Origin of the sequence: Ancylobacter sp. WKF20, assembly GCF_029760895.1 — a bacterium.
In the GTDB taxonomy this organism is placed as follows: domain Bacteria; phylum Pseudomonadota; class Alphaproteobacteria; order Rhizobiales; family Xanthobacteraceae; genus Ancylobacter.
On record NZ_CP121679.1, the window covers coordinates 1,650,270 to 1,671,686 of the forward strand.

Here is a 21,417-nt window from a genome sequence, read left to right on the forward strand (position 1 = left end):
CCGGGGCGCCGATCAGGCGGCGTGCTTGGTGATGGAGACGGACGGCTTCGGCGCGGCGGCCTCCAGCGAGGAGGAGAACACCACGAAGGTGTTGCCGGGGTTGGCCTCCGCGAGACGCGCGGCTTCCCGCTCGGCGGCCTCGCTGGTCTCGTGGATGAACGGCTTCGAGGCCGGCTTGAGCTGGCCGCTGGCGTCCTTCAGGACGACGATATGCGACCGCGAGGGGGCCGCAGCGACCGGCGCCGGGGCCTGCACCAGCTCGAACCGGGTGCGATAGAAGCCGCTGAGGCTGCCCCCGAAGTAGACGAAGGTCGGACCAGCGCGTGTGACCGTGAAGGTAGAGCCCTTGGTGCTGTCGGGGAAGCAGCGGCGCCGCGCGGCCTGATCTTCCACGGTGTCCTTGAAGCGGACCACGGAGCCCTGCTCGATCTGAGCCGAGCTGGACGTGAGTTCGATATGCTTGGGGCCGACGAAGGCCCGGCCGTGGCCGGAAACGTGGAACTCGGGGTCCACCTCAACGATGAACGGAAGGGTGCCGCCAGCGCGCACAGAGGCGATTACGCCGGTCTGGCCCTGCTTGAACCACCAATGGGCAGGCAGAGTGTCCAAGAAGCGCACCTTGTCGCCAACCTTGAAGTTCTTGGTCGTGGTCATTCAGTCTTCTCCCATGTGTCGGGGTGCGCAAAGGCGCGTTGAGACGAAGACGGCCCCGCTCCCGTGTTGGGGAACGAGGCCGCGTATGTGATTGCGATAGTGGGGGGTTAGCCGTGGGGGGCCGGCGTCGGGATGCCCCGAGCCGAGAGCCACGGCAGAACGTCGAAGCTCGGACACGCCTTGGGAGACGTGCGGGTGAGCTTGATCAGGTCCCGGTGTCCCATGATCTGAGAACCGGGGAAGAGCTTCAGCCACTCACGGAGGACGCGCTCCAGCGAAGCAAACTGCGCCTCGGTGAAGTTGTTCTCGGGCTCGCCCTTGCGGTCGATGCCGCCGACCAGACACACGCCAAGAGAGCGCGTGTTCCAGCCGGGGCCGCAGCCGCCTACATGCGAGCCCACCATGTCGAGGGGGCGGGGCTTGTGGCCGGTGGCAGCCGTTTCCACGGTGCCGTCCCGGCGAATGACGGCGTGATAGCCGCAGCGGAACCAACCCCGCTGCCTGTGCCACACGTCGATTTCGGAGGACCCGATGTCCATGTCGGCGCGGGTGGCCGAACAGTGGACGATCAGGGTGTCAATGTTGCGCAATGGTCCTACTTGCGGGGCGGCTCAAGGAGCCAAGCCCTCGGGATGAGCTTGTCGGCGTAGAGGAAGCCGTTCTTCTCGCACCACATGGCGTAAGTGGTGGGCGAGCCCTTGGAGATGCGGGCCTTGGAGTTCGAGAAGACGAAGCGGATGTCGAGTTCAGGGTGCTGCTGCTTGATCAGCACGTGCTTCTGACGGTCGGCCACGACGAAGCGGCCTTTCGTTTCGACCACGATGCCGTTCGGCAGCACGAAGTCGGGGTGGTATTTGGCGTTCCGCGCCGGGCGGATGTAGCCGATGACATCTTCCTCGTAGCGGGGGTCGATGCCCGCTGCACGAAGCTGTGCTGCCACCTTCTCTTCCAGCCCGGAGCGGAAGCCTTCCCGGAGCCCCACCTCGTTATCGGAGGCGGGGACCGGCTTACGCGGTGCCACGATCAGAAGGCGGCGGCGCTGTCCGCGTCATCGTCCACGGCGCCGACTTCATCGTCTTCGGCGTCCTCCGTGGTCTCGTCCTTGAAGGCACTCTCGTCGTGGGCGTAGCCGTCCTCCTCGCCGAAGCCGTAGCTCGACGCGGTGCGGGAACCCTGAGAGACCAGCTCGATAATCTGCGCGCCGTTCAGGCGCAGCTTGAGGCCCGCGAGGCCCGAGCCGGGGATGAAGTAGTCGCTGGCCTCGAAGGCCACCTTGCCCTCGGTGCCGCCCCAAATGGCCGGAACCTTCAGCATCGGGTGACCCTTGGCGTCGAAGATGTCCGGCTTGGCCGTCCACTTCTTGCCCTTACGGGGACCCTGCTTCACGACACCGCTCGCCGGCATCGAGAACTTGAACTCGATTTCACCCGTGGGCTCTTCGGTCTCGTTGTCGTAGACGGTCTTGAACAGGTCGTTGACGGTGACGGCCTTCAGCTTCTTGCGCTGGCCCACGTCGAGCTTCTTGAACCCCTCTTCGGCGGCCTTGATAGCGGCGTCGTGGTGCGGCTTCAGCTTCGCGATGAACGCCTTCACGGCCGGGTCATCGGCCCGATAGACCACCGTGACGGAATACTCACCGTCCGGCTTGGGGAACTTCTCGTTTCCGAAGTCCGGCTCGCTCAGCTTGGGGAACTTGAACACACCACGGGGAGCGGTGAACTTCGGGTACTTCTTCTTTTCTGCCATATGCTCTCAGTTGGCTACCGAGGCGCGGGCGTGCGCCACCAGTGCCTTAACGCGCTGGCCCCGGTGGAAACGCTCCAGCGCGGCTACGTCGTGGCCTTCTTCGCGAAGGGCGAGGATGTCGGCGGTGCGGGCGCGACGGCCCTGCGACCACGCCTCAATGGCGCGGCCCAAAGCGGTTTCCATGGGGAACCTCAGCGATGTGAATGAATGGGAATTGCGATAGTGGGGGGTTAGCCCCGGACCTGCCGGCTCAGCCGCGCGGGACCTCGTTCGCGAGGTAGGCAGCGATGGCCGCGAAGGCCGGCGTGCGATTGCCCTCGGTCGAGGACATCAGGTTCTTGGTGGCCGTGAAGAGTTCCTGCGGCGGGACGCCAGCCCACTCGGCCACGAGGATGAAGAGTGCGGTTGCGGTGTGAACCTGAGCGCCGGGCTCGTGCGTCTGGAGCCGGTCCACGAGGTCCATGACGAGGTGCTGGACGACAGCGGCGTCCGCGTTGTTGATCCGGTCGGGATCAACGCGCCCCATGCTTGGCCTCCCAAGCGCCCACCACGAGGCGGCGCAGCTTGTTCTTTTCAGGACGCGAGAGGGTAGTGCGGTCAAAGGTCTTGCCGTCCACGGTGATGCTGTCGTGGGCGGCGCCGAGGCGGATGGTGATGCCGAGGGACATTGATGCGGGACTCCTAAAATGCGAAACCCCACGCCGTCGTTGAACGGTATGGGGTTCCTGATGATCTCTAAACACGAGGGAGTTCGCCGCTTGGCCTATGTTGCAGGCTTCGCGGTGTGGGGTTTCCTTTTGGTTTGCGCGATTGGCGCGCGCGAAAAGGATCAGCACGGATTGTTATTCGCCTCGTTTGCCCTCGGGTTTGGGGCATGGCTGACTGTCCACGCCGTCACTTGGGTGATTGACGGGTTCAGGAAGAAGCCGGAAGCGTAATAACGATAGTGGGGGGTTAGCCCTCAGGCGGCACGGCAATTGATCGGGGAAGAGACCGCCTTCTCCTTCAGCCAAGCAATGCCGCGCGGAGTCCAAAGGAGCTGAAACGTGACGTGTCCGGCGAACTCGCGGGTGCCTGTAATGCCGCGACCGGCGCGCACGAAGGCCGGGGTGAAGCGCAGGCCAGAAGCGCGCTTGCCGTTTTCCCGACCATGGATGCGCTTGATGTGGCCGGACGCCTCCAACTTGTCGTGCAGAAGCTTTGCCGACCACCCGAGCTGCGCGGCGGCCTCGGTTGAAGTCACGCACCCCTCAGCCTTCACGTAGGTGTCGAAGAAGTCGACCTTAGGGGCCGCCTCCACCAACTTCTCGGCCGCAGCCGAGGCAAGCGCCGCCTGCGCCTCGGCCAGTTTCTTGTGCTCAATCGCCAGCTTCTCAGCCGCCTCGCGTCCCTCGAACTGTTCCGCCCAAGCGCGCGCAGCGATAGCTGGATTGGTGAAGTCGGGGAGCGTGGGCTTGGCCGGGGCGAGTTCTCCACGGCGCCATGCGGTGAAGACGCGGATAACCTCGGCTCGAACCTGCTTTGCCCGTTCGGTGCGGGACAGGAGACACACGAGCAAAGCCTGTTCCTCATTGAGGTAGTAGGCGATAGAGGGGCGCCCCCGGCCTAGAGGATCGGCTGATTTAGCGGACACCGCCCGCAAAACTCCGAATGTCTCAAGTTCCGCCCGGTGTGGCGCTATCAGGTCTTTCCGAATGTCCCGAGGCCGGGCCATCCCGAGCTTCTCAGCAAGGTCCGTGTCCAGAACGCGGGGCTCGTTGTCGATGTTAGCGATGGTCAGGGCGTTCATCTGTCAGTCTCTCTACTCAGGTGTCGAAGATGCTGTTTCGTCCCGTTTTCGGGACGTTCTAGGCAAAGAAAAACCGACTCTCGCGGATGACCGAGAGGTCGAGGTCGCCCATGGGAGGCAGCGGCGGGAGCTTACCGCCATCGGGGAGTTGCTCCTCCAGCTCGCTCTTGAGCCGCTGGAGCACGTTCGGCGTGTACATGGCGATGAACTCCTCTCTGAGCAGATGAGCCATGACGGCAGCGTTCCCGGCGTGCGTGCCGTAGCTGTCGTGGATCAGGGAGTAGGACCGGATGCCCGCCTCAAGGCACCGAACAACGGTCCCCTGCATGTGCGCGGCGTCCAGCGAATGGACGAAGTTCGGGGCGATGGCAGAGGCCATGCGCCGGGTGTCGATGTCTTCCTTCTCGGCGCGGACCTGGAGCCGCAGCCGGACCTCTTGAAAGGTCAGCTCCAGCCGCTTTCCACTGAACTGCCGGTAGTCCTGCTGAGCGACGAGGCCGGCCGGCGTAGTCCACCGAACCGGGAGCCCCTGCTTGGCGACCACGGTTGCGGCTCCCTGAAGCCAGTCCATGGCGTGGCGAGCGGCGACGACAACCTGACCCACTGCGTCCCAAGTGAGTCGAGCCATGTAAGAAGCGGCCGGCCACCCATCAGCCTCTTTGGCTCCCCACGGGAAGGCAGAGGGGTTCGCCTCGAACATCGGCTTCACCGTGTCCTCATAAATCTGCTCGGTGAAGCCAAACAGTTTGGCTCCATAGGGGAGGGTCATGACGGGACGCTTCGTGACCTTGCGATTGATGAGCCCGACCCACCCCCGCGCGCTCTCCAGCCGGTCAATCTCAGCCCTTGCCACCTTCGCCTCCTTCTCGTCGAGGGAGTCTGCCTTGGCGCGTAGCTCCGGGCTGATTTCATCCGCCGCATCCTTGAGGACCTGCTGAGAAACGATATCCGCAACCTGCTGGTAGATGTCGTTCGGGGCGTTGCCCGGCACGAGGTTCACGGCCTTGCCGCCGATGGGGTCGCGCAGCATGGCCGAGAAGTTCTGGAGGCCGTTGCACGTCCCGTCCATCTGGACCGGGAGCGCGCTTTCGTAGTCGTAGCCCTCCTCACAGAACCCCTTCCACTCGAAGCAGAACGCGAGCGCCTGCCAAGGCTTCTCCGCGTCCGCCCAAAAGCGGTTCGCGAAGGGGTCTTCAGCGGACGCGAGGATGGCCGATTGGTTCGCGTAGACCCAATCAATGCGCTCCTCCATGGACTTCTTATCGACGCCCCAAAGGCCGGCGCCGTGGACCGCCAGCCAGCCGGCGCCCTGCGCATCCGCAATGGGAACCGTGTTTGCAAAGAAGAGGAGGCCACGAGAACGGTCGTCGCCCTGCGGATTGAGGTAGAGCGGCACAGCGTAGGCGCGCCCCCGGAAGTCGAGCTGGTAGGGGAAATATATGGCTTCCTCACCAGCAAACTCGCGCGCGGTCTGCGTCAGCTTGGAAAGGGCAATTCGCTTACCCACCACGCGCTTGTTCTGGCCCTTCACACGCGCAACCTCGCGCTTCCACGCTCTCATGCGGGCCTGTTGATCCTCCGACATGTCTTCCCAAGCCATAGTTTCGGGAACGTCATGGGGGCGCTCGGGCTCGGGCTCGTTACGCGGGGAAGGGAGTCCAGCGATGCCTGAACCGACTGCGTAGAGCTTTTCCATCACATCGAGAACGCGAGTGTTGATTGCCCAAGCGGTGTCCTGCATGGCGTTCACGGCCTGATAGACGGTCGGCATAGGGATTTCTGCCAGCTCCTCCAGATAGGCCCGGTTCCCGGTCTTGATCAGATGGAGGCGGCGAACACGGCCCGACCAATAGCCGCCCTCGGTGGGAGAGGTCCAAGGGCGCGGCGGGATGATCGTGGGTAGGTAGACGGGGAGCAGCGCCTCACAACGCTCATTCTCTTTCCGCACCCAATCGGCTGTTTCAGCGACAGGGACGATGAACTCACCCTGCATTGCGCGAGCACCGACGCTCACGCTTTCCCGTGCCACAAGGCCAGTAGCGCCGATCATCAGCTCAATGAGCTTCACCCCGAGTGTGATTCGCTTGTCCCGGCCCCAATCCTCCCAAGGCTGCCCCAGCTTGCGCTGGTAGTGCAGCATGACGCGGCGGCGGTACTTGGGATTGTCGCTGGCCTCTACGACCTTTCGTCGCGTCCAATGATACAGGCCGGGCGTGCCTTCCTTCATGAAACGGAAGCGCATCTCGTCTTCAATCAGAATGCCCACTTCATAGGCAAGTGTCTGGAGACGCGGGCGGGAACTCAGATTATCCAAGACGACCCGGAGGGTAAGAAACGCTGCCAACTCGGGTTCAACCGAAGCGAGGCAATCTGCCGCAGCGTGGAGCCGGCCGGCTGCCCCAGTGAATGCCGCCTCCATGAACGACTCGATGGCGGACACCATTTTACCAGCCCCAGCGTTGAGCACTCGACGCACAGAGTTCGTTTCGGTCTGCCGGCCCTCAGCCTCAGCGGCGCGGACATTTTCCCAGAACCGCTCGACACCTAGTGAGCGCATCCGCTCCTCAAGGGCGAGTTGCCGGGGCATGTCGGGGTGGACCTCAGGACGCGCGAAAGCGGCCGGCGAAGCGTCGGTGTGGGGCATCTGAACAATCCCGATTTAACGATAGTGGGGGGTTAGCCCCGCCTCCGGGCACACGCTCGGGCACACGCTCCGAGGGCTTCATTTTCATCCCGATTTCAGGACATTGAAAACAAAAGAAAACCCCGCATTGCGGGGCGTTCGCCGGGGGCGAGACCTATTTCTTCCTGCTTGTGGGATGCTCAGAGGCGGGAACCTAAATCCAGCGCGTCTACCAGTTCCGCCACGCCCGCGGACACGCCGGACACCTCGTTCCCGCAATCTGCGGAGAGACCAAGGCGCGCGGACGCGTGCACCCGAAAAGATGCCGCCAGCCGGGTGCGGGCTTATAGCACGGCGATGCCGCAGCGCCAGCCCTAAAACCGCGCACGGTTGCGCGATCCCAAGCGCACACCTCGCCCGGCAATTTGCGAGCCCCGCGCGCCGTCATCCTACGGCGCCGAGGCGGGCAAACAGCCGGGCATAGACCGGGCGCAGCGCGTCGATCAGATCATCCGCCACCAGCCCCGGCCCGGCCTCGCGCGCCGCCTCGCCATGCAGCCAGACGGCGGCGGCCGCCGCCTCGAAGGCCGGCATGCCCTGCGCCAGCAGCCCGCCGCATATCCCCGAGAGCACGTCCCCCGCCCCTGCCGTCGCCAGCCAGGGCGGAGCGTTCGAGGCGATGGCCGCCCGCCCATCGGGGCTGGCGACCACCGTGTCCGGCCCCTTCAGCACCAGCACGGCACCGAGCCGGGCGGCACCGGCGCGGGCCCGCTCCAGCTTGGAGGAGGCATCGAGCACGTCGGGGCACCCCGCGAACAGCCGCGCGAACTCGCCCTCATGCGGCGTGGCGATGGCGGCGGGCGCGTGGGCGATCTGCCGGGCGAGATCATCCGCCTTTCCGGCAAAGCTGGTGAGGAGATCGGCATCGAGCACCAGCCGGCGCTCGGCGGCGACCGCCAGCAGAGCGCGCGTGCCCTCCCCCACCCCGGCGCCGGGCCCGATGACCAGCGTGCCGAGCCGGCGATCCTCCAGCAGCCGCGAAAAAACCTCCGGCCCGTCGACCGGCCGCACCATGATCGCCGAGAGGTTGGCCGCATGGATCGCCAGCGCCTCATGCGGGCAGGCGACCGTCACCAGCCCCGCCCCGGCCCGCAGCGCCGCGCGGGCGGCAAGGCGCGTCGCCCCGGTCGCCTGCGCCGGGCCGGACAGCGCGACGAGATGGCCCCGCGTATATTTGTGCCCGGCGATACCCGGCACGGGAAAGCCCTCCGCCCACAGCTCGGGCTCATTGGCATAGGCGCGCGGGCGAATCGTCGCCAGGACCTCCGGCCGGATGCCGATATCTGCGATCTCCAGCGCCCCGGTGTGAACGCGGCCCGGCAGCAGCAAATGGCCGGGCTTGGCCCGGAAAAAGGTGATGCTCGCCTGCGCCAGGATCGCCGCGCCGCGCACCGCGCCGCTCGCGCCGTCAATGCCGGAGGGCAGATCGACCGCCAGCAACGGCCGGCCGGCCGCGTTCACCCGCTCCACCAGCGCCCGCGCCGGCCCGTCGAGATCGCGCGCCAGCCCGGCGCCGAACAGCGCGTCGATGATGAGGTCGGCGCCCTCAAGGGGCACGGTCGCCGCGTCTTCCACCGGCCCCGCCCAGCGCGCCGCCATGGCCGCCGCGTCGCCCCTCAGCGCCGCGACCTCGCCCAACAGCGCAAGGCGCACCTCGTAAAAGGCCGCGGCAAGGTGGCGCGCGGCGACGAAGCCGTCCCCGCCATTATTGCCGGGCCCACACAGCACCAGCACCCGGCTACCGGCCCGCGCGCGCCGCGCCGCGACACGGGCGACCTCCCGCCCGGCGGCCTCCATCAGGATGAGGCCGGGCGTGCCCGCCTCGATCGTCAGCGCATCGGCGCGCCCCATCTCGGTCGGTGTCAGCAATTCCATGAGGCTTTCACTCCTGCCGTCACTCTAGGCCATGGCCCCGGCGCCTGCCGAGAGCCATGACGGCCGCGCGGGGCACTAACGCCTCCGCGAACGGACAGGCGTGTGCCGGCACTGAAGCGCAACCTTAAGCCGCAGCGGCGCTCAGGCGGTGCATCCGCAGGCAGAGAGGCGTGCCTTGCCTAATTTGCGCGCGGTATTCCGCCGCCGAGAGAAGGACCGCCCGCCTACCGCTTGAGCATTGAGATTATTTTTTAATCACGCGCTTGGAAATAAACTCGGAGGCGCTGCTTTTTGCCGCTCGAAAAGACCGCGGAACCCGCTATTTTCCTGATGCAGGCACCGCTTGGCATGGGTTCTGCTTCGACGCGGATCGACTCGACCGGGCGTCGCGGATCGTCGAGTCAGGGAGATAAGGTGACATGAAGAAGATCGAGGCCATCATTAAGCCCTTCAAGCTGGACGAGGTGAAGGAAGCGCTGCAGGAAGTCGGGTTGCAGGGCATCACCGTCACCGAAGCCAAGGGCTTCGGCCGGCAGAAGGGTCACACCGAGCTGTATCGCGGCGCCGAATATGTCGTCGACTTCCTGCCCAAGGTGAAGATCGAGGTGGTGGTCGCGGACGAGACGGTGGAAACCGCCATCGACGCCATCCGCCGCGCCGCCCAGACCGGCCGCATCGGCGACGGCAAGATCTTCGTGTCGAACATCGAGGAAGCCATTCGTATCCGTACGGGCGAGTCGGGCGTCGACGCCATCTGAACACACGCGTAATATGTGGGCGCCGACAGCACGCGCTGCATCGCAATGATGCAGCGCGTCTCGTTGTTGGCGCCACCGCTTGTGTCTCACCTGCCCGCGAATGAGCAGCATTCAAAAGAGGTTCGAAAAAGATGACGACGGCCAAGGATGTCATGAAGCTGATAAAGGAGAACGACGTTAAGTACGTCGACCTCCGCTTCACCGATCCGCGCGGCAAGTGGCAGCATGTCACCTTCGACCTCTCTATGGTCGATGAGGATTTCTTCGCTGAGGGTCAGGCGTTTGACGGTTCGTCGATTGCCGGCTGGAAGGCGATCAACGAATCCGACATGCACCTCCAGCCGGATCTCGATTCGGTCAGCATCGACCCGTTCTTCTCCGAGACCACCCTCGTCGTCGTCTGCGACGTGCTCGAGCCGACCACCGGCGAGCCCTATAGCCGCGACCCGCGCGGCATCGCCAAGAAGGCCGAGGCCTATCTCAAGTCCACCGGCATCGGCGATACCGTCTATATCGGCCCGGAAGCCGAGTTCTTCATCTTCGACGACGTGCGCTTCAAGGCCGACCCTTACAACACCGGCTTCAAGCTGGATTCGATCGAGCTGCCGACCAATTTCGACACCGAATATGAAGGCGGCAATCTCGGCCACCGGGTGAAGACCAAGGGCGGCTATTTCCCCGTCCCGCCGATCGACAGCGCGCAGGACATGCGCGGTGAAATGCTCGCCGCCATGGCCCGCATGGGCGCCAAGGTCGAGAAGCACCACCACGAGGTCGCCTCCGCCCAGCACGAGCTGGGTCTGAAGTTCGACACGCTGGTGACGATGGCCGACCACCTGCAGGTCTATAAGTACTGCATCCACCAGGTCGCCAACATCTATGGCAAGACCGCCACCTTCATGCCGAAGCCCGTCTTCGGCGACAACGGCTCGGGCATGCATGTGCACCAGTCGATCTGGAAGGGCGGCAAGCCGCTGTTCGCCGGCAACAAATACGCCGACCTCAGCCAGGAATGCCTGTGGTACATTGGCGGCATCATCAAGCACGCCAAGGCGCTGAACGCCTTCACCAACCCGCTGACCAACTCCTACAAGCGTCTGGTTCCGGGCTATGAGGCGCCGGTGCTGCTCGCCTATTCGGCGCGCAACCGCTCGGCCTCCTGCCGCATCCCCTACACCACCTCGCCCAAGGCCAAGCGCGTCGAGACCCGCTTCCCGGACCCCGGTGCGAACCCCTATCTCGCTTTCGCGGCGCTGGTCATGGCCGGCCTCGACGGCATCCTGAACAAGATCGACCCCGGCCCGGCGATGGACAAGGATCTCTACGATCTGCCCCCGAAGGAGCTGAAGAAGATCCCGACCGTCTGCGGCTCGCTGCGTGAGGCGCTGGCCTCGCTCGACAAGGACCGCGAGTTCCTCAAGAAGGGCGGCGTGTTCGACGACGACTTCATCAACGCCTATATCGAACTGAAGATGACCGAGGTGATGCGCTTCGAGATGACGCCGCACCCGGTCGAGTTCGAGATGTACTACTCGGTCTGAGCCCGAATCGCCGAGCCTCGGCCCGGCCGGCTATGGAAGGGGCGCCTCGCGGCGCCCCTTTTTCATGGGTGCCGGACCTCCCGCCCCGCTCACCCCGCCGCGGCGCCGTCCACCCTGACCACCTCGATGCGGTTGCGCCCGTCCTTCTTCGCCCGGTAGAGCACGCCATCGGCGCGTTCGATCAGGATGCGCAGCCGGCTTTCCATCGCTGGCGCGGATACCGCCGCCGGCAGGCTGGCGATGGCGAGGCCGATGCTCGCCGTGCATTCCAGCGGCGCGTTATCCGCGCCCATATGCAGGCTGATCGCCGCCTGCTTCAGCCCCCGCTGCACCCGCTCGGCGGCCGCCCGCGCCGCCGCATCATCCGCGCCCGGCAGCAGCACGACGAATTCCTCGCCGCCGACGCGGCCGATCACGTCGCCGTCCCGCACATTGTCGCGCAGCACCTGGGCGAACAGCACCAGCACGCTGTCGCCGGCGGCATGGCCGAAGCGGTCATTGATCTGCTTGAAATGGTCGAGGTCGAGGAACATCACCGCCAGCGGCCCGCCCGCCGCCGTCACCGCCACGGCCTGCTGCATGAAGCCGCGCCGGTTGAGCAGGCCGGTCAGCTCGTCGCGGTCCGCCGCCTGCCGGTATTGCTGCTCAGCGCGCTCGCGCGCCATCAGCACCACGGTGAAGCAGATGAAGATGGTGAGCGCCATGCCGGTCAGGCCGAACCAGGCCATGGAGGGGTTGTTGAAGATCTCGATCCGGTCGCTCTGCACCTGCTCGTTGAGCAGCGGGATGCGCAGGAAGTTCATCACAAAGGCGATGGAGAGGGCGATGAACAACCCCAGCCGCGCCTTGGAGCTGCGCAGCCCGCCGCGCCAGAGCTGCTCCAGCGAGGCCAGGATCAGAATGGGAATCGCCACCGAGATCAGCACCACCCGCGCCACCGGATCGGCGTCGAAGGGCGGGATATGCACCACGAGGATCCAGGCGAGCGGCGCCGCCCAGGTGAGCAGCGGCGAGACCGGCTGGCGGTCGAAGCGCCTCAGCCCCGCCCAGAGCTGGGAATAGCCGACCAGGAAGCAGCTATTGGCCAGCGCGACGGCGATGAAATAGGGCAGCTCGTGCCGGAAAATGCCGCCGAGAATGCCGAGAATGAGGAAGCCGAGCGCGCCCGCCCAGTGGGCAAGCGCCGGTTCGGTGGGGGTGACCCACCAGACAAAGAGCAGCCCCACGGCCAGAAGCGTGGCGACCACCGTGAGCACCGCCCACAGCGTCAGCGGGTCAAGCATGGCGAATAAGGCGGCGTGACATCATGGAGCATCATACCCCTTTCACGCCCCCCGGCCAGCGCGCCGAGAGGCGCCGCCCGCCGCTCATCGTCACATCTCAGGCAACGGCCTGGCACAGCTCGACGCGGTCGCGCCCGGCCTGCTTGGCGCGGTAGAGGGCGGCGTCGGCCTCGGCGCAGAGCCGTTCGAGAATCGCCTGCCCCTGCGTATCCTCGTTGCCCTCCATCTGCCCCTCCTCCCGCTGCCCCTCCCCGGCCGGCGCGATCGCCCGCGTGGCGACGCCGATGCTGACCGTGGCGAGGAAGGCCGGCACGCCGCCCTCATGGGCGATGCGGGTGCTGGCCTCGCGAAAGGCCTGGCGCAGCCGCTCGGCGGTGGCGTGGGCGAGCGCCTCGTCGGCGCCCGGCAGCAGCACGGCGAATTCCTCCCCGCCGAGCCGCCCGGCCACGGCGCCGGCAGGGCCGCTCTGGCGCAGGATCTCGCCGAACAGCGCGAGCACCCGGTCGCCGGCGGCATGGCCGTGCCGGTCATTGATCGCCTTCAGATGGTCGAGATCGAGCATCAGCAGCGCCAGCGCCCCGCCCTGCGCGCAGATCGCGCGCGCCCGCGCCAGAAAGCCACGCCGGTTGGCGAGGCCGGTCAGCTCGTCGCGCGCCGCCTCCTCGCGCAGCTCCCGCATCGTCTGCTCGCGCACCAGCAGCACCAGCAGGAAGCTCGCCAGCACGATCAGCCCCATGCCGATGACGCCATAGATCGCCGCATCGGCCGAGACGATGGTCAGCACCTGCTCGCGCGGCGTCAAAAGCACGGCCACCAGCCGCACGAGATTGAGCACCACCAGCGAGCCGCTCATCGCCAGCAGGCCGCGGCGCAGCGCCGGCTCGGGGATCGAAGCGCGCCATATTTCCCGCGCCGCGGCGAAGGTCAGCGCCGCGACGAGGGCGGCGAACAGCACGAGGCGGTCATGCATGGAGCCCGCAAAGGGCGGAACCATCACCAGCACGCACCACGCGGCCGGGGCCGCAATCAGCCGCCAGGGCTGCGAGCGGCGGCCGGCGACGCTGCGCAGCGCCACCCATTGCAGGCTGTAGCCGGCGAGCAGCACGGCATTGGGCAAAAGCCCGAAATAGGGCGAGGGCAGAAAGTCACGCAGCAGCAGCCCGGCAATGCCGACCGCCAGCGCCAGCGTGCCGAATCCCCATTGGGCCAGGCACGGCTCGCGGCCACCAAGTGCCCACGCAAAAAAGGTCGCGCCCGCCGAGAACAGCCCGACGAGACCGATGATGACCCAGAGCGTCCAGGGATCGAACTCCATCCACCGTCCGGTCCGCGCCGGTCCCCGTGCCATGCCCCGCGGAGGAGGGACTCAGCGCGCGCCCCGTCCGCGCGGGCAGCATACCCCCGCACAAGCAAAAGGGCAGGCCTTGCGGGCCTGCCCTTCGAGATCGTCCGTGTAAAACGGAAATCAGCGCTTCGAGAACTGGAAGCTGCGGCGGGCCTTGGCCTTGCCGTACTTCTTACGCTCGACGACACGCGAGTCGCGGGTCAGGAAGCCACCCTTCTTGAGCGGGCCGCGCAGCTCGGGCTCGTAATAGGTCAGAGCGCGCGAAATGCCGTGGCGCAGCGCGCCGGCCTGGCCGGAGAGGCCGCCGCCGGAGACGGTGGCAACCACGTCATACTGGCCGGTGCGGGCCGCCGTCGTGAAGGGCTGCTGGATGATCAGGCGCAGCACCGGACGGGCGAAATAGGTCTCGATATCGCGCTCGTTGACCAGGATCTTGCCCGTGCCGGGGCGGATCCACACGCGGGCGACCGCGTTCTTGCGCTTGCCGGTGGCGTAGGAGCGGCCCTGGCGGTCCAGCTTCTGGACATGCTTGGGAGCCTCGACGGCCTGCGGCTTCAGGGCCTCGAGCCCGTCGAGCGACTGGATGAGCTCAGCCATTGTCAGATCCCCACATTCTTACGGTTGAGCGCGGCGACGTCGAGCGTGACCGGCTGCTGGGCTTCATGCGGGTGGCTGGCGCCCTTGTAGACGCGCAGATTGCCCATCAGCTTGCGGCCAAGGGGGCCGCGCGCCAGCATGCGCTCGACCGCCTTCTCGACCACGCGCTCGGGGAAACGGCCGTCGAGGATGAACTTCGCGGTCCGCTCCTTGATGCCGCCCGGGAAGCCGGTGTGGTGGTAGTAAACCTTGGCAGCGCGCTTGTTGCCGGTCAGCACCACCTTCTCGGCGTTGATGACGACGATGTTGTCGCCGCAATCAACGTGGGGGGTGTAGGTCGGCTTGTGCTTGCCCTTGAGGCGGGTGGCGATGATCGTCGCGAGACGGCCGACAACGAGGCCGGAGGCGTCGATCACGACCCACTTCTTGTCTACGTCGGCCGGTTTTGCCGAATACGTCTTCATGGGAATGTCCAATATGCAAGGGGATGCCAGCCTTAAGCGGCGGCACTTCTCTCGTGGCGCGGCTTTTAGCGGAGGCGGCGCGCAACGTCAATCGGCACACTTCCGAAAAAGCCCATCCAATTCAATGGGTTACGAGATAGGTATTTTATTACCTGCTTCTAAGTCCCTAAAATGGCTCACCCGGCGCCCTTATAGCCTGGCAAAGCGGGCCGGCCAGCCGGCCCGCGATGGATTTCCGCCGCCCGCGCGCCTATCTCGAGGGCGGGCCAGCCGCGAACGCGCCCCCCCATGAGAGGCGCCCGGCGCAGAAGGGACAGAGCATGCCGCACGATTCCTATGACGACGCCTTCATCGCCGATTGGCTCGGCCGCGTGCGCACCATCGCCGTGGTCGGCGCCAGCCCCAACCCGGCCCGCCCCAGCCATGGCGTCGCGCTCTACCTGGCGCGGCATGGCTACAAGGTCATCGCCATCAATCCCGGCCAGGCCGGGCGCGACATTGCCGGCCTGCCGACCTATGCCCGCCTCGCCGATGTGCCCGAGCCGATCGACATGGTCGATGTGTTCCGCGCGCCGGAATATCTCGACGGCGTGGTGGCGGAGACGCTGGCGCTCGCCCCGCGCCCGGCGCTGATCTGGACCCAGCTCGGGGTGCGCGACGATGCGGCCGCCGCCAAGGCGGAAGCCGCGGGCATCGCCGTCATTCAGGACCGCTGCCCGGCCATCGAGATTCCGCGCCTGCGCCTGCCGCGACTGGCGTGAGTTTCATCGGGCGCTGCTAGAAGAAGAGGCGGGGCGACAGCGCGGCGGTGCGTACCGCGGACCACGGCACCGAGGCATCCGCCACGCCTGCGAGGCGCCGCTTACCCGTACCGAAGCCGCACTGCCGCCCCGCGCCGACCCTAGGCGGCGCGGCTTTCGTGAAGCTGTCGCGAGGCTGGCGCCAATGAGGTTTAGCGGGAGTTTGGCAACGACGTCCCGCCCCGCGCAGGGCTGACGCGCCCGGCTTGCCTTCCAGCCTCAGGGCCGGACGAGAAAACAACAAATATCATATGTTGTTTAAATATTTTGCCAGACATCTTGCGTTTTTTAGTGGAGCCGCAAGGATGGAGGTAACGGCCGGCGTGTCACGCGGCCAGCCGAGCAGGAGACACCCATGACCGAGACCCCCACCACGCCCGGATTCGCTACCCTTGCCGTCCATGCCGGCGCGCAGCCGGACCCGACCACCAAGGCGCGCGCCACGCCGATCTACCAGACCACGTCCTTCGTGTTCGACGATGTCGACCACGCCGCCTCGCTGTTCGGGCTGAAGGCGTTCGGCAATATCTATACGCGCATCGGCAACCCCACCAATGCGGTGCTGGAGGAGCGCGTGGCCGCGCTCGAAGGCGGCACGGCGGCGCTCGCGGTCGCCTCGGGCCATGCGGCCCAGCTCATCACCTTCCAGACCCTGCTGCAGCCGGGCGACGAGTTCATCGCCGCGCGCAAGCTCTATGGCGGTTCGATCAACCAGTTCAACCACGCCTTCAAGAGTTTCGGCTGGAACGTGGTGTGGGCCGATTCCGACGACATCGCCTCCTTCGAGAAGGCGATCTCGCCCAAGACCAAGGCGATCTTCATCGAATCCATCGCCAATCCCGGCGGCATCGTCACCGACATCGCCGCCATCTCGAAGATCGCCAAGCGCGCCGGCGTGCCGCTGATCGTCGACAACACGCTGGCGACCCCCTACCTGATCCGCCCCTTCGAGCATGGCGCCGACATCGTCATCCACTCCGCCACCAAATTCCTCGGCGGCCATGGCAACTCGATCGCCGGCATCATCGTCGATGGCGGCTCGTTCAACTGGCTGCGCGAGGGGCGCTATCCCTTCCTGTCGCAGCCGCGCCCGGAATATGAGGGCGTGGTGATCGGCGAGACCTTCGGCAATTTCGCCTTCGCCATCGCCGCGCGCGTGCTCGGCCTGCGCGATCTCGGGCCGGCGCTCTCGCCCTTCAACGCCTTCCTCATCCTCACCGGCATCGAGACCCTGCCACTGCGCATCCAGCGCCACAGCGACAACGCGCTGGCGGTGGCGAAATTCCTGGCCGACCACCCCAAGGTGGAATGGGTGAGCTATCCCGGCCTGCCGGGCGACCGCTATTACAACCTCGCCCAGCGCTACACGCCCAAGGGCGCCGGCGCGGTGTTCACCTTCGGGCTGAAGGGCGGCTATGAGGCGGGCGTGGCGGTGGTCTCGGGCGTGAAGCTGTTCTCGCACCTCGCCAATATCGGCGACACCCGCTCGCTCATCATCCACCCGGCCTCCACCACCCACCGCCAGCTCGCCGACGAGCAGAAGAGCGCGGCGGGCGCGGGGCCGGAGGTGATCCGCGTCTCCGTCGGCATCGAGGACGCCGCCGACATCATCGCCGATCTGGAGCAGGCGCTGGCGGGCGCCTGAGTCACACCAAGCTTTCGCCCAGCTTGCCGAAGATGAACGATTTATGAGTTTGGCATGCAGGCGATGCAGGGCTGGGATGCGGTATACTTCCTACCGAATGAGCAGGATGTCGAATATATAGGCAGCGAACTGATTAACGGACGTGCAGCTGGCCCCGTGTGAGGGACGGCCGCGATCCGGATCTAAGCTGATGGAGACTTCACATGCTGCTCTGGGGCCTTGTTGCCAAGCAGATCCGCCGCTGGCAGGCGTACCGCCGCACCGTTCTCGAGCTCTCGCAGCTCGACGACCGCACGCTCGCCGACATCAACGTGACCCGTGGCGAGATCGTCCACGTCGCGCGTCAGGCGGCTGCCGCGGCCTGATGGACCGGACGATCCGGTGAGGCAAGCCTCACTGGCCTGATCGTCCACCACACTGCACCGATCGAACGGCCCCGGAAATTTCCGGGGCCGTTTCTTTTTTGGCCCGGTTCCGTGCTAAGGGCGCGGCTGGAAAGATGAGCAAAGGCAGCCCAGCGCGATCATGACGAGCTCGCAGATGCGTCCGGTCCACATCATCGGCGGCGGCCTCGCCGGCTGCGAAGCCGCCTGGCAGCTCGCCCGTCGCGGCGTTCCCGTGGTGCTGCACGAAATGCGCCCCACGCGCGGCACGGATGCCCATAAGAGCGAGGATCTGGCCGAGCTGGTCTGCTCCAACTCCTTCAGATCAGACGATTCTTCCAATAATGCCGTCGGCGTGCTGCACGCCGAAATGCGCCGCCTCGGCTCGCTCATCATGGCCTGCGCCGACCGTCACCAGATACCGGCCGGCGGCGCGCTGGCGGTGGACCGCGAGGCCTTCGCCGCCGCCGTCACCGCCGCCATCACTTCCCATCCGCTCATCACGCTGGAGCGCGGCGAGATCACCGGCCTGCCGCCGGAGGACTGGGACAACGTCATCATCGCCACCGGCCCCCTCACCTCCCCGGCGCTGGCCGAAGCCATCCGCGCCCGCACGGATGAGAGCGCGCTCGCCTTCTTCGACGCCATCGCGCCGATAATTCACTTTGATTCCATAGACATGGACGTGTGCTGGTTCCAGTCGCGCTATGACAAGGTGGGCCCCGGCGGCACCGGCGCCGACTACATCAACTGCCCGATGGACAAGGCGCAATACGAAGCCTTCGTCGCCGCGCTGATCGAATCCGACACCGTGCCCTTCCGCGATTTCGAGGCGGCGACGCCCTATTTCGACGGCTGCCTGCCGATCGAGGTCATGGCCGCACGCGGGCCCGAGACGCTGCGCCACGGCCCGATGAAGCCGATGGGCCTCACCAATGCTCACAACCCGACCGTGAAGCCCTATGCCGTGGTCCAGCTCCGGCAGGATAACGCCTTGGGAACGCTTTATAATATGGTCGGCTTCCAGACAAAGACGCGCCATGCCGAGCAGGTGCGGATCTTCCGCATGATTCCCGGCCTGGAAAAGGCCGAGTTCGCCCGCCTCGGCGGCCTGCACCGCAATACCTACCTCAACTCGCCCAAGCTGCTCGACCGCACCCTGCGCCTGAAAGCCGAGCCGCGCCTGCGCTTCGCCGGCCAGATCACCGGCTGCGAGGGCTATGTGGAAAGCTCCGCCATGGGCCTCATGGCCGGCCTGTTCGCCAGTGCCGAACGCCTCGGCGGTGTCATGGAACCGCCGCCGGCCACCACCGCCCATGGCGCGCTGCTCAATCACATCACCGGCGGGCATATCGAGACGGTGGAAGCGGGCCCGCGCTCCTTCCAGCCGATGAACATCAATTTCGGCCTGTTCCCGCCGCTGCACGCCAACCCCACCCGCGATGCCGATGGCAATCGCCTGCGCGGCACGCAGAAAACCGTGGCGAAGAAACAGCTTATGGCCGCCCGTGCCTTGGCGGAGATGGACGGTTTCGCCCGCGCCCATGTCGATCTCGCCGGTGAGGAAGCCGCGTGACCATGCGCCCCGACGCCCTCTCGGCCCCGCGCGGCTTCACGCTCGACACCGTGCTGAAGCGCGACATCTTCAGCACCATCGAGCGCGGCACCTGGCATGACGGGCAGGGCCGCGCCTTCCCGGCCGTGCGCCGGCGCTATGACGACGTGAAATGGTGGGTGAAGCCGCTCGCCCGCCACTTCGCCCGCCGCGAGGCACGGGCGCTGCGCCGGGCCGAGGGCAGCGGTCATACCGTACCGGTCTATGCGCTGGAGGAAGGCGCGCTGGTGCGTGGCTTCGTCGACGGCATCCCGCTGCAGATCGCCCGCCCCTATGGCGACGCCGCCTTCTTCCGCTCGGCGCGGCAGGGCCTGCGCGAGGTACATCGCCGCCGCATCGCCCATAATGACCTCGCCAAGCCGCAAAACTGGCTCTACGCGGCGGATGGGCGTGCCGTGCTGATGGATTTCCAGCTCGCCTTCTGTTTTGAGAGGCGCAGCAAGATCTTCCGTATCGCGGCCTATGAGGACATTCGCCACCTCTTGAAGCAGAAGCGCAGCTTCTGCCCGGAGGCGCTGACCCCGATCGAGAAGCGCATTCTCGCCCGCAAGAGCCTGTTCAACCGCATCTGGATGAGCACCGGCAAGAAGGTCTACAACTTCGTCACCCGCCGCCTACTGAACTACCATGATACCGAAGGGCGCGGCCCGCGCGCCATGGAGCAGGGCCCGGCCATCGCCACCGTGCTGGCCGCCCATCCCGGTGTCAGCGCGGTCCATATCGCCGACTTCCCGACTGCCGGTCACAGCTTCGGCCTCTATGCCTTCGTCGAGGCCGCCGGTGTCGAGGAAGCCGCGCTGCGCGAGCGCCTGACAGCCGAGCTGCCGGGGATCCTGCCGCCCGAGCATATCCAGACCGTCGCCGCCCTGCCCCGCGACGCGAGCGGCGAGCCGCGCGACGACCTGCTGCGCCTTGTGGCGCTGAACCAGCTCGACCAGCTCGACCAGCTTCCGCGCACCCCCGAGCAGCAGGTCGCGCTCGACGCCATCATCCGCGAGCGGCGCAATCTCAGCGATCGCGTCCGTCGCGGCATTTAGCCGGGGTTTCCCCATACCGGCCTTGACTCTACTGCGCTGCACCTAAAGATGCGCCCGCGGATCGTGGGGTGGTTCGCGGACCAATCGCGTGGGGGCATATGCGCTATCTCATCACCGGCACCGCCGGCTTCATCGGCTTCCACCTCGCGCGCCGGCTGCTGGAAGATGGGCATGAGGTCGTCGGCTTCGACGGGATGACCGCCTATTACAATCTGAAGCTCAAGGAAGCCCGCCACGCCGCGCTCGGCCAGTTTGCGGCGTTCCGCCCGGTGATCGGCCGGCTCGAGGACCGCGCGCTGCTGAGCGCCACCGCCCATGAGGCGCGCCCGGACGTCATCGTCCACCTCGCCGCGCAGGCGGGCGTGCGCTACAGCCTGGAAAACCCGCAGGCCTATCTCGATTCCAACCTCGTCGGCTCCTGGAACGTGCTGGAACTGGCCAAGGAGCTGGAGGTGAAGCACCTTTTGCTCGCCTCGACCTCCTCCATCTATGGCGCCAACCCCACCGTGCCATTCCACGAGACCGACCGGGCCGACGAGCCGCTCACCTTCTATGCCGCCACCAAGAAGGGCATGGAGATGATGGGCCACTCCTACGCCCATCTCTACAAGGTGCCGACCACCGCCTTCCGCTTCTTCACCGTCTATGGCCCCTGGGGCCGGCCGGACATGGCGCTGTTCAAGTTCGTCTCCGCCATGCTCGCGGATCAGGAGATCGAGATCTACGGCGAAGGCAAGATGAGCCGGGACTTCACCTATATCGACGATCTGGTGGAGGCCATCATCCGCCTTGCCGCGATCCCGCCGGGCGAGGCCAACCGCGTCACCGCGCCCGCGAATGTCGACACGCTGTCCGCGCAGGGGCCGTTCCGCGTGGTCAATATCGGCGGCGGCAACCCGGTCGGGCTGCTGGATTTCGTCGAGACCATCGAGGACATCATCGGCCGCCCGGCCAAGCGCCGGATGCTGCCGATGCAGAAGGGCGACGTGCCGCGCACCTTCGCCAGCCCGGCGCTGCTGCAGGCGCTCACCGGCTATTCGCCCGCCACCCCGCTGTCGGTCGGCGTCCGCGCCTTCGTGGAATGGTATCGCGAGGCGCAGGTCTATCTCTGACAGCTCTATCTCTGACAGTTGCTGAGCTTTGACGGCTCGTTAAGCGCGTCGCAAGGGCGTGCCTAACGGAAATGGATTGGCGACCAGCCC

Annotated in this window: 23 protein-coding genes; 9 read left to right on the forward strand and 14 right to left on the reverse strand. The window is 66.3% G+C overall.

The window, feature by feature from the left end; translation table 11 throughout:
• Window positions 1–12: 12 nt before the first annotated feature.
• From AncyloWKF20_RS07630 to AncyloWKF20_RS07660, 7 genes are all read right to left on the reverse strand, one after another.
• Complete coding sequence (locus AncyloWKF20_RS07630; protein ID WP_279317273.1) at window positions 13–654, reverse strand: hypothetical protein; 642 nt, start codon at window positions 652–654, stop codon at window positions 13–15.
• A gap of 107 nt (window positions 655–761) precedes the next feature.
• Window positions 762–1,244, reverse strand: coding sequence for an N-acetylmuramoyl-L-alanine amidase (locus AncyloWKF20_RS07635; protein WP_279317274.1), 483 nt, complete (start codon window positions 1,242–1,244; stop codon window positions 762–764).
• A 5-nt stretch (window positions 1,245–1,249) separates the two neighbouring features.
• Entirely contained in the window at window positions 1,250–1,636 is a 387-nt protein-coding gene (locus AncyloWKF20_RS07640; RefSeq protein WP_279317275.1) for a hypothetical protein, read from the reverse strand.
• Window positions 1,637–1,677: 41 nt separating this feature from the next.
• Window positions 1,678–2,400: a hypothetical protein gene (locus tag AncyloWKF20_RS07645; RefSeq protein WP_279317276.1), complete on the reverse strand. Its 723-nt coding sequence runs from the start codon at window positions 2,398–2,400 to the stop codon at window positions 1,678–1,680.
• Between the two features lie 6 nt (window positions 2,401–2,406).
• Window positions 2,407–2,583, reverse strand: coding sequence for a hypothetical protein (locus AncyloWKF20_RS07650; RefSeq protein WP_279317277.1), 177 nt, complete (start codon window positions 2,581–2,583; stop codon window positions 2,407–2,409).
• Window positions 2,584–2,650: 67 nt separating this feature from the next.
• On the reverse strand, window positions 2,651–2,926 hold the full coding sequence (locus AncyloWKF20_RS07655; RefSeq protein ID WP_279317278.1) for a hypothetical protein: 276 nt from the start codon (window positions 2,924–2,926) through the stop codon (window positions 2,651–2,653).
• Window positions 2,913–3,068 carry a hypothetical protein gene (locus AncyloWKF20_RS07660; protein WP_279317279.1) on the reverse strand — a complete coding sequence of 52 codons (156 nt, stop codon included), beginning with the start codon at window positions 3,066–3,068 and terminating at the stop codon, window positions 2,913–2,915. The genes AncyloWKF20_RS07655 and AncyloWKF20_RS07660 overlap by 14 nt, the downstream gene beginning before the upstream one ends.
• 18 nt (window positions 3,069–3,086) lie before the next feature.
• On the opposite strand from AncyloWKF20_RS07660, the gene AncyloWKF20_RS07665 reads away from it, so the two are divergent.
• A complete protein-coding gene (locus tag AncyloWKF20_RS07665) occupies window positions 3,087–3,338 on the forward strand; it encodes a hypothetical protein (protein ID WP_279317280.1) in 252 nt (83 codons plus the stop codon).
• Window positions 3,339–3,361: 23 nt separating this feature from the next.
• Here the strand turns inward: AncyloWKF20_RS07665 and AncyloWKF20_RS07670 are convergent, their stop codons facing one another.
• The 3 genes from AncyloWKF20_RS07670 to AncyloWKF20_RS07680 all read right to left on the reverse strand — a co-directional run bounded on the left by AncyloWKF20_RS07670 (window position 3,362) and on the right by AncyloWKF20_RS07680 (window position 8,747).
• On the reverse strand, window positions 3,362–4,189 hold the full coding sequence (locus AncyloWKF20_RS07670) for a phage antirepressor KilAC domain-containing protein (protein WP_279317281.1): 828 nt from the start codon (window positions 4,187–4,189) through the stop codon (window positions 3,362–3,364).
• 58 nt (window positions 4,190–4,247) lie between these two features.
• Window positions 4,248–6,833, reverse strand: coding sequence for a DNA-directed RNA polymerase (locus AncyloWKF20_RS07675; RefSeq protein WP_279317282.1), 2,586 nt, complete (start codon window positions 6,831–6,833; stop codon window positions 4,248–4,250).
• A gap of 423 nt (window positions 6,834–7,256) precedes the next feature.
• A complete protein-coding gene (locus tag AncyloWKF20_RS07680) occupies window positions 7,257–8,747 on the reverse strand; it encodes an NAD(P)H-hydrate dehydratase (RefSeq protein ID WP_279317283.1) in 1,491 nt (496 codons plus the stop codon).
• 419 nt (window positions 8,748–9,166) lie between these two features.
• Between AncyloWKF20_RS07680 and AncyloWKF20_RS07685 the strand changes: the two genes are divergently transcribed.
• A complete protein-coding gene (locus AncyloWKF20_RS07685; RefSeq protein WP_183191037.1) occupies window positions 9,167–9,505 on the forward strand; it encodes a P-II family nitrogen regulator in 339 nt (112 codons plus the stop codon).
• A 131-nt stretch (window positions 9,506–9,636) separates the two neighbouring features.
• Window positions 9,637–11,046, forward strand: coding sequence for a type I glutamate--ammonia ligase (glnA, locus tag AncyloWKF20_RS07690; RefSeq protein ID WP_279317284.1), 1,410 nt, complete (start codon window positions 9,637–9,639; stop codon window positions 11,044–11,046).
• An 89-nt stretch (window positions 11,047–11,135) separates the two neighbouring features.
• Here the strand turns inward: glnA and AncyloWKF20_RS07695 are convergent, their stop codons facing one another.
• From AncyloWKF20_RS07695 to rplM, 4 genes are all read right to left on the reverse strand, one after another.
• Complete coding sequence (locus AncyloWKF20_RS07695) at window positions 11,136–12,329, reverse strand: GGDEF domain-containing protein (RefSeq protein WP_279317285.1); 1,194 nt, start codon at window positions 12,327–12,329, stop codon at window positions 11,136–11,138.
• A 97-nt stretch (window positions 12,330–12,426) separates the two neighbouring features.
• Entirely contained in the window at window positions 12,427–13,644 is a 1,218-nt protein-coding gene (locus AncyloWKF20_RS07700) for a GGDEF domain-containing protein (RefSeq protein WP_279317286.1), read from the reverse strand.
• A gap of 150 nt (window positions 13,645–13,794) precedes the next feature.
• On the reverse strand, window positions 13,795–14,271 hold the full coding sequence (gene rpsI, locus AncyloWKF20_RS07705; RefSeq protein WP_279317287.1) for a 30S ribosomal protein S9: 477 nt from the start codon (window positions 14,269–14,271) through the stop codon (window positions 13,795–13,797).
• 2 nt (window positions 14,272–14,273) lie between these two features.
• A complete protein-coding gene (gene rplM, locus AncyloWKF20_RS07710) occupies window positions 14,274–14,735 on the reverse strand; it encodes a 50S ribosomal protein L13 (RefSeq protein ID WP_267582037.1) in 462 nt (153 codons plus the stop codon).
• 320 nt (window positions 14,736–15,055) lie between these two features.
• Between rplM and AncyloWKF20_RS07715 the strand changes: the two genes are divergently transcribed.
• The 6 genes from AncyloWKF20_RS07715 to AncyloWKF20_RS07740 all read left to right on the forward strand — a co-directional run bounded on the left by AncyloWKF20_RS07715 (window position 15,056) and on the right by AncyloWKF20_RS07740 (window position 21,327).
• Window positions 15,056–15,496, forward strand: a complete 441-nt coding sequence (locus AncyloWKF20_RS07715; protein ID WP_279317288.1) for a CoA-binding protein — start codon at window positions 15,056–15,058, stop codon at window positions 15,494–15,496.
• Between the two features lie 394 nt (window positions 15,497–15,890).
• On the forward strand, window positions 15,891–17,180 hold the full coding sequence (locus tag AncyloWKF20_RS07720; protein ID WP_279317289.1) for an O-acetylhomoserine aminocarboxypropyltransferase: 1,290 nt from the start codon (window positions 15,891–15,893) through the stop codon (window positions 17,178–17,180).
• Between the two features lie 203 nt (window positions 17,181–17,383).
• The gene (locus tag AncyloWKF20_RS07725; RefSeq protein WP_279317290.1) at window positions 17,384–17,545 is read left to right on the forward strand and encodes a DUF1127 domain-containing protein; all 162 of its coding nucleotides are present in this window, start codon (window positions 17,384–17,386) and stop codon (window positions 17,543–17,545) included.
• A gap of 160 nt (window positions 17,546–17,705) precedes the next feature.
• Window positions 17,706–19,139 carry a methylenetetrahydrofolate--tRNA-(uracil(54)-C(5))-methyltransferase (FADH(2)-oxidizing) TrmFO gene (trmFO, locus tag AncyloWKF20_RS07730; protein ID WP_279317291.1) on the forward strand — a complete coding sequence of 478 codons (1,434 nt, stop codon included), beginning with the start codon at window positions 17,706–17,708 and terminating at the stop codon, window positions 19,137–19,139.
• A 2-nt stretch (window positions 19,140–19,141) separates the two neighbouring features.
• The gene (locus tag AncyloWKF20_RS07735) at window positions 19,142–20,215 is read left to right on the forward strand and encodes an RIO1 family regulatory kinase/ATPase (protein ID WP_279317909.1); all 1,074 of its coding nucleotides are present in this window, start codon (window positions 19,142–19,144) and stop codon (window positions 20,213–20,215) included.
• A 98-nt stretch (window positions 20,216–20,313) separates the two neighbouring features.
• Window positions 20,314–21,327 carry an NAD-dependent epimerase/dehydratase family protein gene (locus AncyloWKF20_RS07740; RefSeq protein WP_279317292.1) on the forward strand — a complete coding sequence of 338 codons (1,014 nt, stop codon included), beginning with the start codon at window positions 20,314–20,316 and terminating at the stop codon, window positions 21,325–21,327.
• Window positions 21,328–21,417: the final 90 nt, after the last annotated feature.